Raw genomic sequence first — 16,211 nt, forward strand, 5'->3', positions numbered from 1 at the left:
ATGAGCGCTGTCCTCGACCATCACGGCCACGCGGCCCACGATGACCACCACGACCACGGCCCGCTGCACGGCTGGCGCCGCTGGGTGTTCGCGACCAACCACAAGGACATCGGCACGATGTACCTGTTGTTCGCATTCGCCATGCTGATGATCGGCGGCGTGCTGGCGCTGTGCATCCGCGCCGAGCTGTTCCAGCCCGGCCTGCAGTACTTCAACCCCGAACTGTTCAACTCGTTCACCACGATGCACGGGCTGATCATGGTGTTCGGCGCCATCATGCCGGCCTTCGTGGGCTTCGCGAACTGGATGATCCCGCTGCAGATCGGCGCATCCGACATGGCGTTCGCGCGCATGAACAATTTCAGCTTCTGGCTGATGATCCCGGCGGCCATCATGCTGGCCGGCTCGTTCTTCATGCCCGGTGGCGCGCCGGCCGCTGGCTGGACGCTCTATGCCCCGCTGACCCTGCAGATGGGCCCCAGCATGGACGCCGGCATCTTCGCGATGCACATCCTCGGCGCCAGCTCGATCATGGGCTCGATCAACATCATCGTCACCATCCTGAACATGCGCGCGCCGGGCATGACGCTGATGAAGATGCCGCTGTTCGCCTGGACCTGGCTGATCACCGCCTACCTGCTGATCGCGGTGATGCCGGTGCTGGCCGGTGCGATCACGATGACGCTGACCGACCGCCATTTCGGCACCAGCTTCTTCACGCCCGCCGGCGGTGGCGACCCGATCATGTACCAGCACATCTTCTGGTTCTTCGGGCACCCCGAGGTCTACATCATGATCCTGCCGGCCTTCGGCATCGTCAGCGCCATCGTGCCGGCCTTCGCGCGCAAGCGCCTGTTCGGCTACACCTCGATGGTCTACGCCACGGCCTCGATCGCGATCCTGTCGTTCATCGTCTGGGCCCACCACATGTATGCCACCGGCATGCCCGTGACCGGCCAGCTGTTCTTCATGTACGCCACGATGCTGATCGCCGTGCCCACGGGCGTGAAGATCTTCAACTGGATTGCCACCATGTGGCGTGGCTCGATGACCTTCGAGACCCCGATGCTGTGGTCAGTGGGCTTCATCTTCGTGTTCACGATGGGCGGCTTCACCGGCCTGATCCTGTCGATGGCACCGGTCGACATCCAGCTGCAGGACACCTACTACGTGGTGGCGCACTTCCACTACGTGCTGGTGGCCGGCTCGCTGTTCGCGCTGTTTGCCGGCGTGTACTACTGGGGCCCGAAGTGGACCGGCGTGATGTACTCCGAATTCCGCGGCAAGCTGCACTTCTGGTGGTCGCTGATCGCGTTCAACGTCACCTTCTTCCCGATGCACTTCCTGGGTCTGGCCGGCATGCCGCGTCGTTATGCCGACTACCCGATGCAGTTCACCGAGTTCAACCAGATCGCCAGCGTCGGCGCCTTCGCCTTCGGTCTGGCCCAGGTGTACTTCTTCCTGTTCGTCGTCGTGCCGATGATGCGCGGCAAGGGCGAGAAGGCAGCGCAAAAGCCCTGGGAGGCCGCCGAAGGCCTGGAGTGGGAAGTGCCGTCGCCGGCGCCGTTCCACACCTTCGAGAACCCGCCCAAGCTCGACGCCAGCGCCACGCGCGTGCTGGGTTGATGCCGGGCTGACATGGCTGATTCGGCGGGCATGGCCAATCCGGCAGCGCAACAGCGCCAGCGCCGGGCCAATCTGAAGCTGGCCGTGGTGCTGGCCTCGGTGGCCCTGGTGTTCGGTGTGGGCTTCGTGACCAAGATCGTGCTGCTCGGTCGCTGAGCGACCGGCACGCCGCAACCCGCTCTGCCCGATGGCTTTTGCGTCCATGCTCCAGCGCCTGCACCGGGACAACCGGCGCATGCTCGGCAAGCTGATGGTGGTGGCCCTGGCGATGTTCGGCTTCGGCTATGCGCTGGTGCCGATGTACCGCACGATCTGCGATGCCCTGGGCATCAATGTGCTGTCGGTCAGCGAGCGGGTCACCGGTGCCGGCCTGTCGGGCAATGCCGCACGCAAGGGCAATACCCAGGTCGATACCAGCCGCAAGGTGACCATCGAGTTCGATGCCAACGCCCGCGGGCCCTGGGATTTCAAGCCCGCGGTGCGCTCGGTGCAGGTTCATCCGGGCGAGCTGGCCACGGTGATGTACGAGTTCCGCAACAAGCAGGATCGCAGCATGGCCGCGCAGGCCATTCCCAGCTATGCACCCATGCAGGCGGGCAGCCACTTCAACAAGCTCGAGTGCTTCTGCTTCAACGAGTACACGCTGGCGCCGGGCGAGAGCAAGCAGTGGCCGGTGGTGTTCTATGTCGATCCCAAGCTGCCGCGCGACGTGACCACCATCACCTTGTCGTACACCTTCTTCGAGGTGGCCGGCAAGCAGGTGGGCAAGAAGACGGCGCAGGCGCCGCTGGCGGTGGGAGCCGGCACATGAGCGACGAGCTGAAGCACGCCGCGCAGCGCCCGGGCTCGCTGTTGCAGACGATGCGCGCCGTGGCCTGGTCGTTCTTCGGCGTGCGGCGCTCGGCCGACCATGCGCAGGACGTCAGCCGGCTCAACCCGGTGCATGTGATTCTGGCCGGCATCGCGGGCGCGGCACTGTTCGTGCTGGCGCTGGTGCTGCTGGTCAAGTGGGTGGTGGCCAGCGGTGTGGCAAGCTGATTGCGCACCGGTGCCGATCCAACAATTTCTTTGAGGTTACGAGGAGAACACACAAGATGTCCGCAGCGACGCCCAACGGGGTGACCCCGTACTACTTTGTGCCGGCACCGTCGGCGCATCCGGCCATGGCCGCCTTCGGCCTGTTCTTCGTGATCCTGGGCGCCGGCCAGTGGATCAACGGCGCTGACTGGGGCAAGTACTCGCTGGCCCTGGGCATGGCGATCTGGCTGCGCACGCTGTTCGTGTGGTTCAAGGACGCCATCCACGAAAGCCAGTCCGGCCTGTACTCCAAGCGCATCGACGTGTCGTTCCGCTGGGCGATGAGCTGGTTCATCTTTTCGGAGGTGATGTTCTTTGCCGCGTTCTTCGGCGCGCTGTACTGGGCCCGCGCCCAAGCGCTGCCGATGCTGGGCAACCTCGACCACCAGCTGCTGTGGCCCGACTTCAAGGCCATCTGGCCCAGCGCCGGTGGTGGCGTCACTGCCGCGCCGGGCGGCACGGTGGAGCCGTTCAACACCATGGGCCCGTGGCCGATCCCCACCATCAACACCGCGATCCTGCTGACCTCGGGCCTCACGCTGACCATCGCGCACCATGCGCTGATCGCCGGCCAGCGCGCCAAGACCATCACCTGGATGTGGATCACCGTGCTGCTGGGCATCGTGTTCCTGGGCTTCCAGGGCTACGAGTACGTGCACGCCTACCGCGACCTGAACCTGAAGCTGACCTCGGGCATCTTCGGCTCCACCTTCTTCATGCTCACCGGCTTCCACGGTTTCCACGTGTTCGTGGGCATGCTGATGCTGCTGTTCATCACGCTGCGCCTGCAAAAGGGCCACTTCTCGGCTGACCGGCACTTCGGTTTCGAAGGCGCCGCCTGGTACTGGCACTTCGTCGACGTGGTGTGGCTGGGCCTGTACTTCCTGGTGTACTGGCTCTGAGCCCGCGGGCCGGCCATGGGTCGGCCCCTTGAACCGAGGACGCCGCCGCTGTGCGGCGTCTTGCTTTTGGGCCGGTCGCCTCAGCGCGCCAGCGGCAGCCCGGAGGGCTGGATCCAGCCCATCCACCATCCCAGCAGGATGAACAGGAACAAGGCGATCGACAAACCCACCCGCAGTGCCAGGGCGCGCGCCATGCGCGCGTTGCGCTGGGCGGGGGCGTCGGCACGGCCGCCGCGCAGCATGAACAGCCCGGCGCTGGCCAGGGCCACCAGCACGAGCACCAATACGATCACGATCACGGTTTTCATTGCCGCGGATTATCGGTGCCGCCCATGCGCCTGCTGAACCGGGGGCCATGGCTGGTGCTGCTGGCCGCGTTGCTGGCGGCGGCGCTGACCGCGCGGCTGGGCGTCTGGCAGCTCGATCGCGCGGGGCAGAAGCTGGCGCTCCAGGCCCGCATCGATGGCCGCGCCGCCATGCCGCCGCTGCCCGCGGCCGAGCTGGCGCGCAGCGCCGCCACAGCCGGCGAGCAGCACTATCGCCACACGCTGCTGCGCGGCCAGTGGCTGGCCCGGCACACGGTGTTTCTGGACAACCGGCAGATGAACGGCCGGCCGGGTTTTTATGTGCTGACGCCGCTGCTGCTGGCCGATGGCGACGCGGTGCTGGTGCAGCGCGGCTGGGTGCCGCGCCACCCGCATGACCGCAGCGCCTTGCCGCCGCTGGCCACGCCGGCCGGCCCGGTGCTGGTGGCCGGTCGCATCGCCCCGCCGCCGGCCAAGCTGTTCGAGCTGGGTGCGGCCGACAGCGGGCGCATCCGGCAAAATGTCGACCTGGATGCCTTCGCGCGTGAAGCGGGCATCGCGCTGCGGCCCCTGTCGCTGCAGCAGACCGAAGCCGGGCCAGCCTGGGGCGCGCCGGCCAGCTCTTCAAGCCATTCTTCCACCCCCTCGTCTGCCGCCAACGACGGCCTGCTGCGCCAGTGGCCGGTGGTGGCGGTGGATGTGGGCAAGCACCACGGTTATGCCTTTCAGTGGTTTGCGCTCTGCGCATTGATCACCGGCCTGTATGTCTGGTTCCAAATCCTCCGACCCCGTCGCCGCTAAGGCCGCCATCCCGCACCCCAACGCCCCGCGCGACGAGCCGCTGGGCCTGGTGGTGCATTCGCTGCCGTCACCGGGCGACGCCGTGGCGCGCCAGCAAAGCCTGGGCCGCTGGAAGATGCTGATGGTGCTGGCGGTGTGCGCCTCGCCGGTCATCGCCAGCTACTTTGCCTACTACGTGGTCAAGCCCTCGGGCAGTGCCTATGGCGCGCTGATCACGCCGCCGCTGCCGATGCCGGCGGTGACGGGCCAAGGCCCGGATGGCCAGCCGCAGGCGCTGCGCGCGCTGGCCGGCCAATGGCTATTGGTGGTGGTGGACGGCGGCGCCTGCGCCCCGGCCTGCGAGAAGCGTCTGTTCATGCAGCGCCAGCTGCGCGAGATGACGGGCCGCGAGCGTGATCGCATCGACAAGCTGTGGCTGGTGATCGACGACGCGCCGGTGGCCGCCCCCCTGCGCCAGGCCCTCGAGGCCAGGCCCGGCGTGACCCTGCTGCGCCTGCCGCGCGCCACGGTGTCGGCCTGGCTGAAGCCGGCGCCGGGCCAGGCGCTGGAAGACCACCTCTACATCGTCGACCCGCAGGGCCAGTGGATGATGCGCCAGCCGGTGGATGCCGATCCGGCCAAGGTCAAGCGCGACATCGACCGCCTGCTGCGTGCGTCGGCCAGCTGGGACAAGCCCGGCCGCCAGGCGCTGATCGATTCGGCGCCCGCGGCCCTGGCTCCGGCGGCCACGGCATCAGCCCCCACGGCCCCGGCGGCCCCGGCGCCGACGGCCTCGCGCCCCTGAGCCGCCTGCCGTGTCGCCGTTTGCCGCCCTGACCGCCTTGACCGCCCCGATGCGTTCGCGCCGTCGCGCCGTCCACGCCAACCCGCCTTGCCCGATGCCATGAGCGCGAGTGCCGTCGACCTGTCACCGCTGCTGCGCCTGGCCCTGCTGGCCGGCGTGGGTGCCCTGTTGCCGCTGTCGTGGTGGTGGCTGCGCCAGCGCGGCGCGCCGGTGCGCCAGCGCCTGGCGGCGCTGACCGCGCTGACGCTGTTTCTCACCTTCGACCTGATCGTCTTCGGTGCCTTCACCCGCCTGACCGACTCAGGCCTGGGTTGCCCCGACTGGCCGGGCTGCTACGGCGAGGCCTCGCCGCTGGCCGCCCAGGCCGACATCCAGGCCGCGCAAACCGCGCTGCCCAGCGGGCCGGTGACCTTTGCCAAGGCCTGGATCGAGATGATCCACCGCTATCTGGCCATGGTGGTGGGGGTGCTGATCCTGGTGGCCACGGCCGCCAGCTGGCGTGCCCGCCAGGCCTTGCCGCACTCGCCCTGGTGGTCGGTGGCCACGCTGGTGTGGGTGATCGTGCAGGGTCTGTTCGGCAAGTACACGGTCACGCTCAAGCTGTATCCGGCCGTGGTCACCCTGCACCTGCTGGGCGCCATGCTGCTGCTGCTGATGCTGGTGCTGCAGCACGAGTCCTTGCGCCAGCGGCCATGGCCGGCGGCGCCGCAGGGCGGCGGCCGTGACCGCGTGACGCCGTGGGTGGTGGGCGCCGTGCTGGCCCTGGTGATGCTGCAGATCGCGCTGGGCGGCTGGGTCAGCACCAATTACGCGGTGATGGCCTGCAGCGGCTTTCCCACCTGCAACGGCCAGTGGTGGCCGGCCATGGACGCCGGCCACGGCTTCACGCTGCTGCGCGAGCTGGGTCGCGCCGGGCATGGCGGATTTCTGCCCTTCGAGGCGCTGGTGGCCATCCACATGGCGCATCGCGGCTTTGCCCTGCTGGTGTTCGCCGCCTTGCTGGCGCTGGCCTGGGCGCTGCACCGCCAGGGCCAGGCCACGGCCCGCCGCCATGCGCTGGCCCTGCTGGGCCTGGCGCTGCTGCAGGCCGCCAGCGGCCTGTCCAACGTGGTGCTGGGCTGGCCGATTGCCGGCGCCCTGGCCCACAGTGGCGGCGCTGCCGCCCTGGTGGGGGTGCTGGCCTCGCTGCTGGCGCGGCTGCAACTGGCCGCCACCGCACCGTCCCTGTCCCTGTCCCTGATCCGTTCCGGCCGCGAGCGGCTGGGCGCCGCCTGATCTGCCTGCGAGAAGCGAATCGCCGATGTCCTCGACGTCCTCCCTCCCCACCCCCGCGCCGGCATCGGTGTGGCGCCAGTACTGGGCGCTGACCAAGCCGCGCGTGGTGCAGCTGATCGTCTTTTGCGCCGTCATCGGCATGCTGCTGGCCGAGCCCGGCATGCCGCGCCTGGGCCTGGCCGTGCCGGCCGCGCTGGGCATCTGGCTGGTGGCCAGTGCGGCGGCGGCCTTCAACTGCCTGGTCGAGCAGGCCATCGACCGCAAGATGGCGCGCACCGCCTGGCGGCCCACGGCCAAGGGTGAGCTGGGCAATGCCCAGGCGCTCAGCTTCTCGGTGCTGCTGTGCACCGCCGGCAGCGCGCTGCTGTACTGGTGGGTGAACCCGCTGACCATGTGGCTCACCTTTGCCACCTTCGTGGGCTACGCGGTGGTCTACACCGTGGTGCTCAAGCCGATGACGCCGCAGAACATCGTCATCGGCGGCGCCTCGGGCGCCATGCCGCCGGTGCTGGGCTGGGCCGCGATGCGCGACGATGTCGGCCCCGAGGCGGTGGTGATGTGCCTGATCATCTTCCTGTGGACGCCGCCGCACTTCTGGGCGCTGGCGCTGTACCGGGTGGACGACTACCGCCGCGCCGGCCTGCCGATGCTGCCGGTCACCCACGGCTCCGACTTCACCCGGCTGAACGTGCTGCTGTACACGCTGGTGCTGTTTGCTGCCACGCTGCTGCCCTTTGTGATCCGCATGAGCGGCTGGCTTTACCTGGTGGCGGCGGTGCTGCTGGGGGGCTGGTTCATCGCTTACGGCATCATGCTGTGGCGCAGCTACAGCGAGGCGCTGGCGCGCAAGACCTTCCGCTTCTCCATCCTCTACCTGTCGCTGCTGTTCGCCGCGCTGCTGGTGGATCACTACCTGATGCCATGGCTGTCCTGAAACCTCTCATCACGCGCCGGCGCAGCCTGGCCCTGGCCGGCGCCACCCTGGCGGCCGGCCTGCTGGCCGCCTGCGAGCGCGGGGCACCGGGTGCCGGCGCCGGGCGTGCCGCCTTCAAGGGCGTGGACATCACCGGCGCCGACTACGCGCGCCAGCTCAACCTGAACGACCCCGACGGCAAGGCGCGCACCCTGGCCGAGTTCAAGGGCCAGGTGGTGGTGGTGTTCTTCGGCTACACCCAGTGCCCCGACGTGTGTCCCACCACGATGAGCGAGCTGGCCGAGGTCAAGCGCAGCCTGGGTGCCGACGGCGCGCGGGTGCAGGGCCTGTTCGTGACGGTGGATCCCGAGCGCGACACGGCCGAGCTGCTGAAGGCCTATGTGGCCAACTTCGGCCCCGGCATGCTGGGCCTGCGCGGCACGCCCGAGCAGACCCAGGCGGCGGCCAAGGAGTTCAAGGTGTTCTTCAACAAGGTGCCCGGCAAGACCGACACCAGCTACACCATCGACCACACCGCCGGCTCCTACGTCTTCGATACCCAGGGCCGGGTGCGCTTGTTCGTGCGCTACGGTGGCGGCGGCAAGGCGCTGGCCGAGGACCTGAAGACCCTGCTGGCTGAAACCCGTTGAGCGGGTTTGTGGGGAGGCGGTGCCTGTCCTGAACTGGTAGCTTGCCGCGTGGTACAGGCTGGCAAGCCCAAGGAGGACACGCCATGAACTCTCGCCGACCCCAAGGTCTGCTCAGCGGCCTGTGTGCCGCGGCGGCCAGCGTGGCGCTGGCTGCGCCGGCGCAGGCCGAGCAGCACTACGCCTTCGATACCGGCGTTCAGGGCTGGACCGCCAGCGGCGGCCTGCTGAGCCATGTGGATGGCGGTGCCGCCGGCCAGTGGCTGCATGTGCTCGACAACGACGGCAGCACCGACATGGTGCTGCACTTTCCGTCACTGGGCGACTGGTCGGCCTACCTGGGCGGCACGCTGTCGTTCGACGCCCGCAACGCCAGCCAGCTGGCCGCCGACTGGCCCGAGTTCGGACAAGTCACCCTGGTGTCGGGCGGCACCACGCTGGGCCCGGCGGACCGCATCGCGCCGGGTGAGCCGCCGGCCGATGGCCAGTGGCACCACTACCGCATCGCGCTGACGCCGGCGGTGTTTGGCGCCGCGCTGCCCACGGTGATGGGCAACCTGACGGCGGCATCGTTCAAGGTCGAGTACCACGCCACCTTCGGCACCGATTTCGAAGCCATCGACATCGACAACATCCGCCTCAGCGCCGCCGTGCCCGAACCGGCCGCCTGGCAGCTGCTGCTGGCCGGCGGCCTGCTGGCGGGCCTGGCCGGCCTCGCCCGTCGGCACTGAACGGCCGGTCATCGGTGAGCGACCCGCCGTCCCCCGTGACGACAAGCCGCTGAGCTGACAGCGTTCTCGCCGACCAGCGATCATGTGTTTGGTTTTCGCCACCGGTGCGGCAGCAACTCTTCGATGCGGCTGTTCTGATGCCTGGGAAGCCGCTCCAGCACGGCGCGCAGGTAGGCCCATGGGTCATGCCCATTGAGCTTGGCGGACTGCACCAGGCTCATGACGATCGCTGCGCGTTGGCCGGCCAATTCGCTGCCGCAAAACAGCCATGCCTTGCGGCCCATGGCCCAGGGTTTGATCTGCCGTTCGATGAAGTTGTTGTCTATCGGCACCGCACCGTCTTCGAGGTGCCGCGTCAGCGCATCCCAGGCGTTCAGGCTGTAGTCGATCGCCGCGGCGATGGAGCCGCCGTCGGGCACGCGGCCGCGCTCCAGCCTGAGCCAGACGTGCAGTTCCTTCCACAGCGGCCGGGTCAGTTGTTCCCGCGCTGCCTGGCGCTGCTGCGCGTCCATCCCCTCGAACTGGCCTTCGACGTGGTAGATCCAGCCGATGCGCTTGATCGCCTCCTTGGCCACCTCGCTGGTGCCGATCAGCTCGTCGAACTTGCGCCTGGCATGCGCCGCGCAATGAGCAGCCATGCGCTGCGGGTACACGCGCCTGTCGAGCACGGCGTCGTACCCGCCGTACTGGTCGCACACCAGCGTGCCTTGCCACGCCGGCTGGTCCTCCTTCATCGAGCCCGGCGGACCTTGCTGTCGTGTCGATGGGCCCAGGAAGGCCACCGGGTACTGCGACCCTCGACCCAGGCAGAACTCGTAGACCACACCTTGCTGGGCATCGAATTCGCCGCGCGCGTAGGCCCAGATGTAGGCCCGCTTGGTCTTGCCCGCGCCGGGGTCCAGCATCGCCACCGGCGTCTCGTCGGCATGCAGCACGGGGCAGCTCAACACGAAGCGCTTGAGGGCTTCGAACAGCGGGAACAGCGCGGCACCGGCATTGCCGGCGGTGCGCGCCAGCGTCGAGCGCGGCGTGTGCACGCCGGACCGGGCGTTGATGGTCTCCTGGCGGTAGTACGGCAGGTGGTCGACGAAGCGGCTGATGAGGATGTGAGCCGCGAACCCGCTGGCAGCGATGCCGCCGTCGATGATCTGCGGCTCGGCCGGCTCCTGCACCAGGTGCTCGATGCCTTGACGCTGGCAGCAGCGGCAGGTCCACTTGCCGTAGATGTGCCGGTGCACGAAGAACTCCGCCGGCACGATGTCCAGGCGTTCACTCACGTCCTCGCCCACGCGCGTCATTGGCCGGCCGCAGTCCGGTGTCGTGCAGGTCGTGTCCTCGGGCTCGTGGTGGTGCTCGACACGCCGCAGATGCTCGGGCAGCGCCTGACGCCGCGGACGACGGGGCGCGTCCTTGGGCTTGGGCTGCGTCTTGGGCAGCGCGGCCTGCAGGGCGGCGAGTTGCGCCTCCAGGTCGGCTTCGTCCTCCAGCAGCGTGTCCTGGAACATCTGACGCTGCTCGGCGGTCATCGCCTCGCTCTTGGCGCCGAACTTCCAGCGCTTCAGCCGTGCCAGCTCGAACGTGATCTTCTCGATCTTCGCGTCGCGCCAGGCGATGTCGCGGTCCTTGCGCTGGATCAGCGTTTGCTGGGCCTGGAGGTCTTGTGCCTGCTGCTGGATGTGCCCCAGCATCTGCACGGCCAGTGTCGTGAGGGCCTCTGGGGACAGGTCCCGCAGGTCCTGAGGCTTGAGGTCACGCATGCCGAGCATGCGAGGCATCTTGCCAAGACGCGCGAGCCCGCGCCACTGGCGGATGTCCTGTCAACGCCGGGCCCCGAGCCTCACATCCGCGTGATCACGCTCATCTCTGGCAGACGCTGCCAGGGCAGGCCCACGATCAAGGCGTCGAACTGGCTCTGCGTCAACGACAGCGGCGCCGCCGTCGCCTCGCGCGGCCAGGCGAAGTGACCTGCGTTCAGTCGCCGCGCTGCGCACCACACGCCGAAGCCGTCATGGACCAGCAGCTTGATGCGCGTGGCGCGCGCGTTCGCGAAGAGGTAGCCGTGATGGGCGCGGGCCGCGCCGGTGGTCTGCACGACGCAGCTCATCAGCCGCTCGGCGCCAGCGCGCATGTCCATCGGGGCCGTGCACAGCCAGAGCTGATCGATGCGGATCACTTGAGCAGGCTCGAGCTCAGCTCGCGCAACCAGGACCGACAGTCCTCGGCCGCAGCGGTCGGCCAGCGCACGTTCAGGTGCAGCGGACCGCGGCGAAGCTCGACCAGGATCAACGGCTCGGCGATCGGCGCCGGCTCCCTGGGTGCGACCGCGGTACGCGACACGGCCTTGGACGGTGCGGGCATCTCGACGGCAACGAATTCGGCGGCCGCGCCTGACGGTGCCGGGGTCACTGCGCCGCTCGTCGCCGATGTAGCGGGCATGCTGTCACGCTTGGTGCCGCGACCCGAGCGCCACTTGCGAACGAGATTGGCGTTCAGCCCATGCGCCAGCGCGACCCCGGATATCGACGCACCCGGTTCGGCACAGGCGGCCAGAACCTTGGCCTTGAGCTCGGTACTGTGGCGCCGCCGAGACTTTGAATTGGGATGCATAGGTGTCCACCAATGAATAGGTGGACACCATCCTCAGGCGCCTGTTCCCGGTAAGCAAGGTGGGACGGCGAGCCGCTCACGGTCATCGCGCCAGGCGCCAGGCGCCAACAAAAAAGGGCCACCTCGCGGTGGCCCTTCTTGCTGGCGGCCTTCAAGCGGCCGGTGCCGCGCGGCCTTCGCTCACGCCGTGGCTTCGAGCGATTTGCGCATCTTCTTCATCGCCGCCACCTCGATCTGGCGGATGCGCTCGGCGCTCACGCCGTATTCGGCGGCCAGCTCGTGCAGGGTCATGCCGCCCGAGCTGTCGTCGTTGACCTTCAGCCAGCGCTCTTCGACGATGCGGCGGCTGCGCGCATCCAGCACATCCAGCGCGCGCAGCAGGCCGTCGCCCGACAGCGCGTCGCGGTGGCGGCTCTCGATCACCCGGGTGGGTTCGCTGCGCTCGTCGGCCAGGTAGGCGATGGGGGCGTAGCCGCCTTCGTCGCCGTCGTCGGTCTGCGGCTCGAGCGCCACGTCGCCGCCCGACAGGCGGGTTTCCATCTCCATCACCTCGTCGGGCTTGACGTTCAGCTCGCGCGCCACGCGCTCGATCTCGGCGGCCGACAAGGTGTTGCGATGCACCTGTGCATCACCGGCGTCGCCCTTCAGGCGTTGCTTGAGCGAGCGCAGGTTGAAGAACAGCTTGCGCTGGGCCTTGGTGGTGGCCAGCTTCACCATGCGCCAGTTGCGCAGGATGTATTCGTGGATCTCGGCCTTGATCCAGTGCAGCGCATAGCTGACCAGGCGCACGCCCTGTTCGGGGTCGAAGCGCTTGACGGCCTTCATCAGGCCCACATTGCCTTCCTGGATCAGGTCGCCTTGCGGCAGGCCGTAGCCCAGGTACTGGCGGCTCACGCTGACCACCAGGCGCAGGTGCGACAGCACCAGGCGGCCGGCGGCGTCCAGATCGCCGGCGTCGCGCAGGCGGCGGGCGTAGCGCGATTCTTCGTCCTGCGTCAGCAAGGGCAGCTGGTTCACCGCGGACACGTAGGCATCCAGATTGCCCAGCGAGGGCACCAGGCCCCAGGGGTCACGAACCGACAGTGCAGTGGTGGAGGACAGTTGGGTCATGGTGCTGTTGAGAGCTCCCGCTCCTTTTGGTTCCGTTCATATTAGCACTCAGTCCTGAGGAGTGCTAAGGGCGGGAGATCGGCCGATCCAGGGTCTTTTCGGCGGCTTGATGGCGGTCAAGCCGCGGCCTGGCACCGGGCTCAGGCGCTCAGCTGGGCGTCCAGCACGGCCAGGAACTGCGGCAGGTCGAGCGGCTTGGTCAGGTAGTGGCGGGCGCCGCTGGCCAGCGCCTGCTGCACGCGCGCCGGCGTGGCGTCGGCCGACAAGGCCACCACCGGCACCTGGGCGCAGACCGGGTCGCGCCGGAACTGCTCGAGCAGGTCCAGGCCGTCGATGTCGGGCAGGTGCATGTCCAGCAGCAGCAGGTCGGGCGGGTCGCTGCGCATCGCGGCCAGGCCTTCCAGCCCGAGAGTGGAGACGCTCAGGCGCACCTGCGGGCGCTGCAGCAGGATGCCGCGCAGCACCTCGACATTGGTCTCGTTGTCCTCGATGTAGTGCACATGGCGCTGGCGGTAGCCCGGCACCGGCAACTGGCCGTTGCGCTCGCGCGGGGTTTCACCGTCGGACACCACCGGCGGCGCCACCGGCAGCCGCAGCACGAAGGTGGCGCCGCCACTGCCCGGCGCTGCCAGGCCCGACCCTGATCCCGACACTGGCGCGGCCTGCCCGGCCTGCCCGCGGCCGCGCTCGGCATGCAGGCTGCCGCCCATCAGCTCGGCCAACCGGCGGCTGATCACCAGGCCGATGCCGGTGCCTTCCACCGTGCCGTTTTCGCGGCCCAGGCGGTTGAAGGGCTGAAACAGCTCGGCCATCTGCGCATCACTGAGGCCCAGGCCGGTGTCGCAGACCCGCAGTTCCACCGTCTGGCCGTCGGCCGAGGCCTGCGCGCTCACGATCACCAGGCCCTGGTCGACGTTGTACTTGACCGCATTGCTCAGCAGATTGGTCAGCACCTGGCGCAGCCGGGTGTCGTCGGCCAGCACCTCGGGCACCTTGGCGTCGATGCTCACCTGCAGCTGGATGCCGCGCTGCGCGGCCGCCGCCTCGAGCATGGCGGCGCAGTGCTGGATCAGCGGCGCCAGCGCCAGCCGCGCGGGCTGCAGGCGCATCTCGCCGGCCTCGATGCGCGAGAGGTCCAGCGTGTCGTTGATCATCTCCAGCAGGTGCCAGCCGGCACGCAGGATCTGCGCTGCCCAGGCGGCCTGGTGCGTGGCCAGCGGTTGTCGGCGATCCAGCTCGAGCAGCTGCGCAAAGCCCAGCATGGCGTTGAGCGGCGTGCGCAGCTCGTGGCTCATGCGCGACAGAAACTCGCTCTTGGCGCGGTTGGCGGTCTCGGCCAGCGCGCGGCCCTGCTCGGCGGCCTGGCGGTGGCGGCGCTCGGTGATGTCTTCCATCACCGCCACCAGGCGCTCGGGCCGGCCCACGGCGTCGAGCAAGACGCTGCACTGGGTCTGCACCCACATCTCCTGGCCATCGGGGCGGCGCAGCCGGGCTGGCGGCCACACCTCGGGCGGGCCGCCATGGCGCAGGCGGTGCAGCTGCACGGCGGCGGCGTCGCGGTCTTCGGGCTGCAGCAGGTCGAGCAGGCGGCGGCGCGACAGGCGCTCGCTGCTCAGGCCGGCCATCTCGCGCAAGCGCGGATTGGCCTCGCGGATGCGGCCGTCCAGGTCGCCATAGGCCACGCCTACCGGCGCCTGGTCGAACACATTGCGAAAACGCCGCTCGCTGTCGCGCAGTGCGCTTTCGGTGCGTTCGCGTTCGGCGATCTCGCGCTCGAGTTCGGCCGTGCGCTCGGCCACCGCGGCCTCGATGCGGCGGGTGCGGCCGGTGACCACCAGCAGCAGGCTGGTCAGCAAGGCGGCGGCCGCCAGGCCACCCAGCGAAAACAACCAGGCATTGCCGCGGCCGGTGTCGGGCACCTGGGTGGCGCGGGCGCTGAGCAGCAAATCCCAGCGCCGGCCGGCAAAGGCCAGCGAGCGGCGGTGGCTGAGCTGGTCGCCGGTCTGCACGGTGCCCGGCGCGCCCTCAGGGCGCAAGGCCTTGTCGCAGCCGGGCGGGCCGGCCAGCCGGCGCCGCGTGGCCCCGGCGTCGGCGTCCACCAGGCACCAGTCGAGGTAGGCACGGGCCCCTTGGCGTGCGGCATCCTGCATGGCCTGGGTGCGCAGGGTGACAAAGACCACGCCGCGCAGTGCCGCGCGCCGGGCGTCGGCTTGCGCCACCGGGCTGTCGCCGTACAGCGCACGGTAGACCACCACGCCCGATTCGTCGCCCGGGCGCTGGGTCAGCTCGAAGGGGGCGGTCACGGCGGCGGCATCGGTCAGCGTGGCGCGGTCGATCGCCGCCCGCGCGATGGGCACGCTGCGCGAGTTGAGCCCCAACGCCGCCAGGTTGCGGTCTTCGGGCTCGATGTAGCGGATGGCCATCAGCAGGCCATCGGCCGGCGTGTCACCGTCCCGGCGATCAAACACCCGCAGGCTGCGGCCATCCAGATCGCGCGCGCGCGTCTCGAAGCCCGGCACGGCGTCGCGGGTCAGCCGCTCGGCATGGCCGATGGCCTGCACCGGCAGGGCCATGGCCAGCCAGGGCGCGGCGGCGCGGCGCATCTCCATTGCCGACACGTCCTGCGAGGCCACGAACACGCCGCGCATCGCCTCGAGCGTGTACAGCGCCGCCAGCAGCTGGGCGTCCACCGCGGCCGCGGCCTGGGCCGCGTCGCGCTCGAACACCGTGCGCACGCGCTGCGCCTCCCAGCGGGTGACCATGGTGGCGCCGGCGGTCAGCAGGCAGGTGGCCACCAGCAGCGGCAGCGACAGCGTGAAGCGCCGCGCCGCCCAGTGGGCACGCGGCCGGCCGATCCAGGCCAGCACCATGGGCGCGCCGATCAGCACGCCCAGCGTGTCGCCCAGCCACCAGGTCCACCAGCTCGACAGACGCTCGCCGGCCCCCAGCACGCCGCCCAGGCTGAGGCCCAGCGTGGCCACGCTGGCGCTCACGCCGCAGCCCAGCATGGTCAGCAGGCCGAAGGCCAGCACCTCGCCGGGCTCGCTGAGCGCCGGGGCTTCGGTGCGGCCGCGCATCAGCAGCCAGCGGCAGGCCCAGGCCTGCAGCGTGGCGCCCAGCGCGATGGCCAGCGCCACCAGCCACGAGGCCAGCGTCGGCTCGCTGGCCACGCCATGCGGCCATTGCACGGCCAGGGCGCCCAGCAGCACGCCGGGCAGGGCGCGGCCGCCGTGCACCAGCAGTGCCGCCACCGCCACACCCGAGGCCGGGTACAGCGGCGAGGCGTTCGAGGGTGGAATGGCCAGCAGCAGTGCCAGCTGGCCGGCCACCAGGTAGGCCAGCGCCGTGCCCAGCACCGCGCGCACGGCGCCCCGGCGGCCCAGGCCGGGAACGGCGGTGACGGTGGTGGCGTGTTGGCTCAAGGGCGGCAGTG

The 16,211-nt window shown here is 69.6% G+C and carries 17 protein-coding genes; 11 read left to right on the forward strand and 6 right to left on the reverse strand.

Going from position 1 to position 16,211, the window contains the following annotated elements:
• The 5 genes from ctaD to N4G63_RS04545 are packed head-to-tail and all read left to right on the forward strand — an operon-like array spanning position 1 to position 3,605.
• A complete protein-coding gene (gene ctaD, locus N4G63_RS04525) occupies positions 1-1,626 on the forward strand; it encodes a cytochrome c oxidase subunit I (protein WP_260790371.1) in 1,626 nt (541 codons plus the stop codon).
• Positions 1,627-1,638: 12 nt separating this feature from the next.
• Positions 1,639-1,782 (forward strand): cytochrome oxidase small assembly protein, encoded by a 144-nt coding sequence (locus tag N4G63_RS04530; RefSeq protein WP_443112002.1) that lies wholly within the window; start codon positions 1,639-1,641, stop codon positions 1,780-1,782.
• 46 nt (positions 1,783-1,828) lie between these two features.
• Complete coding sequence (locus N4G63_RS04535; RefSeq protein WP_260790372.1) at positions 1,829-2,437, forward strand: cytochrome c oxidase assembly protein; 609 nt, start codon at positions 1,829-1,831, stop codon at positions 2,435-2,437.
• A complete protein-coding gene (locus N4G63_RS04540) occupies positions 2,434-2,664 on the forward strand; it encodes a DUF2970 domain-containing protein (RefSeq protein ID WP_260790373.1) in 231 nt (76 codons plus the stop codon). The genes N4G63_RS04535 and N4G63_RS04540 overlap by 4 nt, the downstream gene beginning before the upstream one ends.
• A 56-nt stretch (positions 2,665-2,720) precedes the next feature.
• Positions 2,721-3,605: a cytochrome c oxidase subunit 3 gene (locus N4G63_RS04545; protein WP_260790374.1), complete on the forward strand. Its 885-nt coding sequence runs from the start codon at positions 2,721-2,723 to the stop codon at positions 3,603-3,605.
• Positions 3,606-3,685: 80 nt separating this feature from the next.
• Here the strand turns inward: N4G63_RS04545 and N4G63_RS04550 are convergent, their stop codons facing one another.
• On the reverse strand, positions 3,686-3,913 hold the full coding sequence (locus N4G63_RS04550) for a twin transmembrane helix small protein (protein ID WP_260790375.1): 228 nt from the start codon (positions 3,911-3,913) through the stop codon (positions 3,686-3,688).
• Between the two features lie 24 nt (positions 3,914-3,937).
• Here N4G63_RS04550 and N4G63_RS04555 point away from each other — a divergent pair, with 24 nt between their 5' ends.
• From N4G63_RS04555 to N4G63_RS04580, 6 genes are all read left to right on the forward strand, one after another.
• Positions 3,938-4,711: an SURF1 family protein gene (locus tag N4G63_RS04555; protein ID WP_314599392.1), complete on the forward strand. Its 774-nt coding sequence runs from the start codon at positions 3,938-3,940 to the stop codon at positions 4,709-4,711.
• Positions 4,674-5,495, forward strand: coding sequence for an SCO family protein (locus tag N4G63_RS04560; RefSeq protein ID WP_260790376.1), 822 nt, complete (start codon positions 4,674-4,676; stop codon positions 5,493-5,495). Before N4G63_RS04555 ends, N4G63_RS04560 begins: the two co-directional genes overlap by 38 nt.
• A 99-nt stretch (positions 5,496-5,594) precedes the next feature.
• A complete protein-coding gene (locus tag N4G63_RS04565; RefSeq protein WP_260790377.1) occupies positions 5,595-6,770 on the forward strand; it encodes a COX15/CtaA family protein in 1,176 nt (391 codons plus the stop codon).
• Positions 6,771-6,795: 25 nt separating this feature from the next.
• Entirely contained in the window at positions 6,796-7,704 is a 909-nt protein-coding gene (cyoE, locus tag N4G63_RS04570; protein WP_260790378.1) for a heme o synthase, read from the forward strand.
• Positions 7,692-8,333, forward strand: coding sequence for an SCO family protein (locus tag N4G63_RS04575; protein ID WP_260790379.1), 642 nt, complete (start codon positions 7,692-7,694; stop codon positions 8,331-8,333). The genes cyoE and N4G63_RS04575 overlap by 13 nt, the downstream gene beginning before the upstream one ends.
• A gap of 83 nt (positions 8,334-8,416) precedes the next feature.
• Positions 8,417-9,061, forward strand: a complete 645-nt coding sequence (locus N4G63_RS04580; protein ID WP_260790380.1) for a PEP-CTERM sorting domain-containing protein — start codon at positions 8,417-8,419, stop codon at positions 9,059-9,061.
• A gap of 80 nt (positions 9,062-9,141) precedes the next feature.
• Here N4G63_RS04580 and tnpC read toward each other — a convergent pair whose 3' ends face one another.
• The 5 genes from tnpC to N4G63_RS04605 form a co-directional block, all read right to left on the reverse strand.
• Positions 9,142-10,827: an IS66 family transposase gene (gene tnpC / locus N4G63_RS04585; RefSeq protein WP_260790381.1), complete on the reverse strand. Its 1,686-nt coding sequence runs from the start codon at positions 10,825-10,827 to the stop codon at positions 9,142-9,144.
• Positions 10,828-10,898: 71 nt separating this feature from the next.
• Complete coding sequence (gene tnpB / locus N4G63_RS04590) at positions 10,899-11,234, reverse strand: IS66 family insertion sequence element accessory protein TnpB (protein ID WP_260786059.1); 336 nt, start codon at positions 11,232-11,234, stop codon at positions 10,899-10,901.
• The gene (tnpA, locus tag N4G63_RS04595; protein ID WP_314599393.1) at positions 11,231-11,668 is read right to left on the reverse strand and encodes an IS66-like element accessory protein TnpA; all 438 of its coding nucleotides are present in this window, start codon (positions 11,666-11,668) and stop codon (positions 11,231-11,233) included. Before tnpA ends, tnpB begins: the two co-directional genes overlap by 4 nt.
• Before the next feature lie 180 nt (positions 11,669-11,848).
• Positions 11,849-12,778, reverse strand: coding sequence for an RNA polymerase sigma factor RpoH (rpoH, locus tag N4G63_RS04600; RefSeq protein ID WP_260790382.1), 930 nt, complete (start codon positions 12,776-12,778; stop codon positions 11,849-11,851).
• 140 nt (positions 12,779-12,918) lie between these two features.
• Complete coding sequence (locus N4G63_RS04605) at positions 12,919-16,200, reverse strand: CHASE domain-containing protein (RefSeq protein ID WP_260790383.1); 3,282 nt, start codon at positions 16,198-16,200, stop codon at positions 12,919-12,921.
• Positions 16,201-16,211 lie beyond the last annotated feature (11 nt).

Source organism: Aquabacterium sp. OR-4 (assembly GCF_025290835.2).
Taxonomy (GTDB): Bacteria; Pseudomonadota; Gammaproteobacteria; order Burkholderiales; family Burkholderiaceae_C; genus Pseudaquabacterium.

Bases quoted from the DNA above. Each gene is read 5' to 3' on its own strand.
- N4G63_RS04565 (WP_260790377.1), top strand. From the start codon at position 5,595: ATGAGCGCGAGTGCCGTCGACCTGTCACCGCTGCTGCGCCTGGCCCTG.
- N4G63_RS04550 (WP_260790375.1), bottom strand. From the start codon at position 3,913: ATGAAAACCGTGATCGTGATCGTATTGGTGCTCGTGCTGGTGGCCCTG.
- tnpC (WP_260790381.1), bottom strand. From the start codon at position 10,827: ATGCTCGGCATGCGTGACCTCAAGCCTCAGGACCTGCGGGACCTGTCC.
- N4G63_RS04580 (WP_260790380.1), top strand. From the start codon at position 8,417: ATGAACTCTCGCCGACCCCAAGGTCTGCTCAGCGGCCTGTGTGCCGCG.
- tnpA (WP_314599393.1), bottom strand. From the start codon at position 11,668: ATGCATCCCAATTCAAAGTCTCGGCGGCGCCACAGTACCGAGCTCAAG.
- N4G63_RS04555 (WP_314599392.1), top strand. From the start codon at position 3,938: ATGCGCCTGCTGAACCGGGGGCCATGGCTGGTGCTGCTGGCCGCGTTG.
- N4G63_RS04535 (WP_260790372.1), top strand. From the start codon at position 1,829: ATGCTCCAGCGCCTGCACCGGGACAACCGGCGCATGCTCGGCAAGCTG.
- N4G63_RS04560 (WP_260790376.1), top strand. From the start codon at position 4,674: ATGTCTGGTTCCAAATCCTCCGACCCCGTCGCCGCTAAGGCCGCCATC.
- cyoE (WP_260790378.1), top strand. From the start codon at position 6,796: ATGTCCTCGACGTCCTCCCTCCCCACCCCCGCGCCGGCATCGGTGTGG.
- ctaD (WP_260790371.1), top strand. From the start codon at position 1: ATGAGCGCTGTCCTCGACCATCACGGCCACGCGGCCCACGATGACCAC.
- rpoH (WP_260790382.1), bottom strand. From the start codon at position 12,778: ATGACCCAACTGTCCTCCACCACTGCACTGTCGGTTCGTGACCCCTGG.
- N4G63_RS04530 (WP_443112002.1), top strand. From the start codon at position 1,639: ATGGCTGATTCGGCGGGCATGGCCAATCCGGCAGCGCAACAGCGCCAG.
- N4G63_RS04575 (WP_260790379.1), top strand. From the start codon at position 7,692: ATGGCTGTCCTGAAACCTCTCATCACGCGCCGGCGCAGCCTGGCCCTG.
- N4G63_RS04545 (WP_260790374.1), top strand. From the start codon at position 2,721: ATGTCCGCAGCGACGCCCAACGGGGTGACCCCGTACTACTTTGTGCCG.
- N4G63_RS04540 (WP_260790373.1), top strand. From the start codon at position 2,434: ATGAGCGACGAGCTGAAGCACGCCGCGCAGCGCCCGGGCTCGCTGTTG.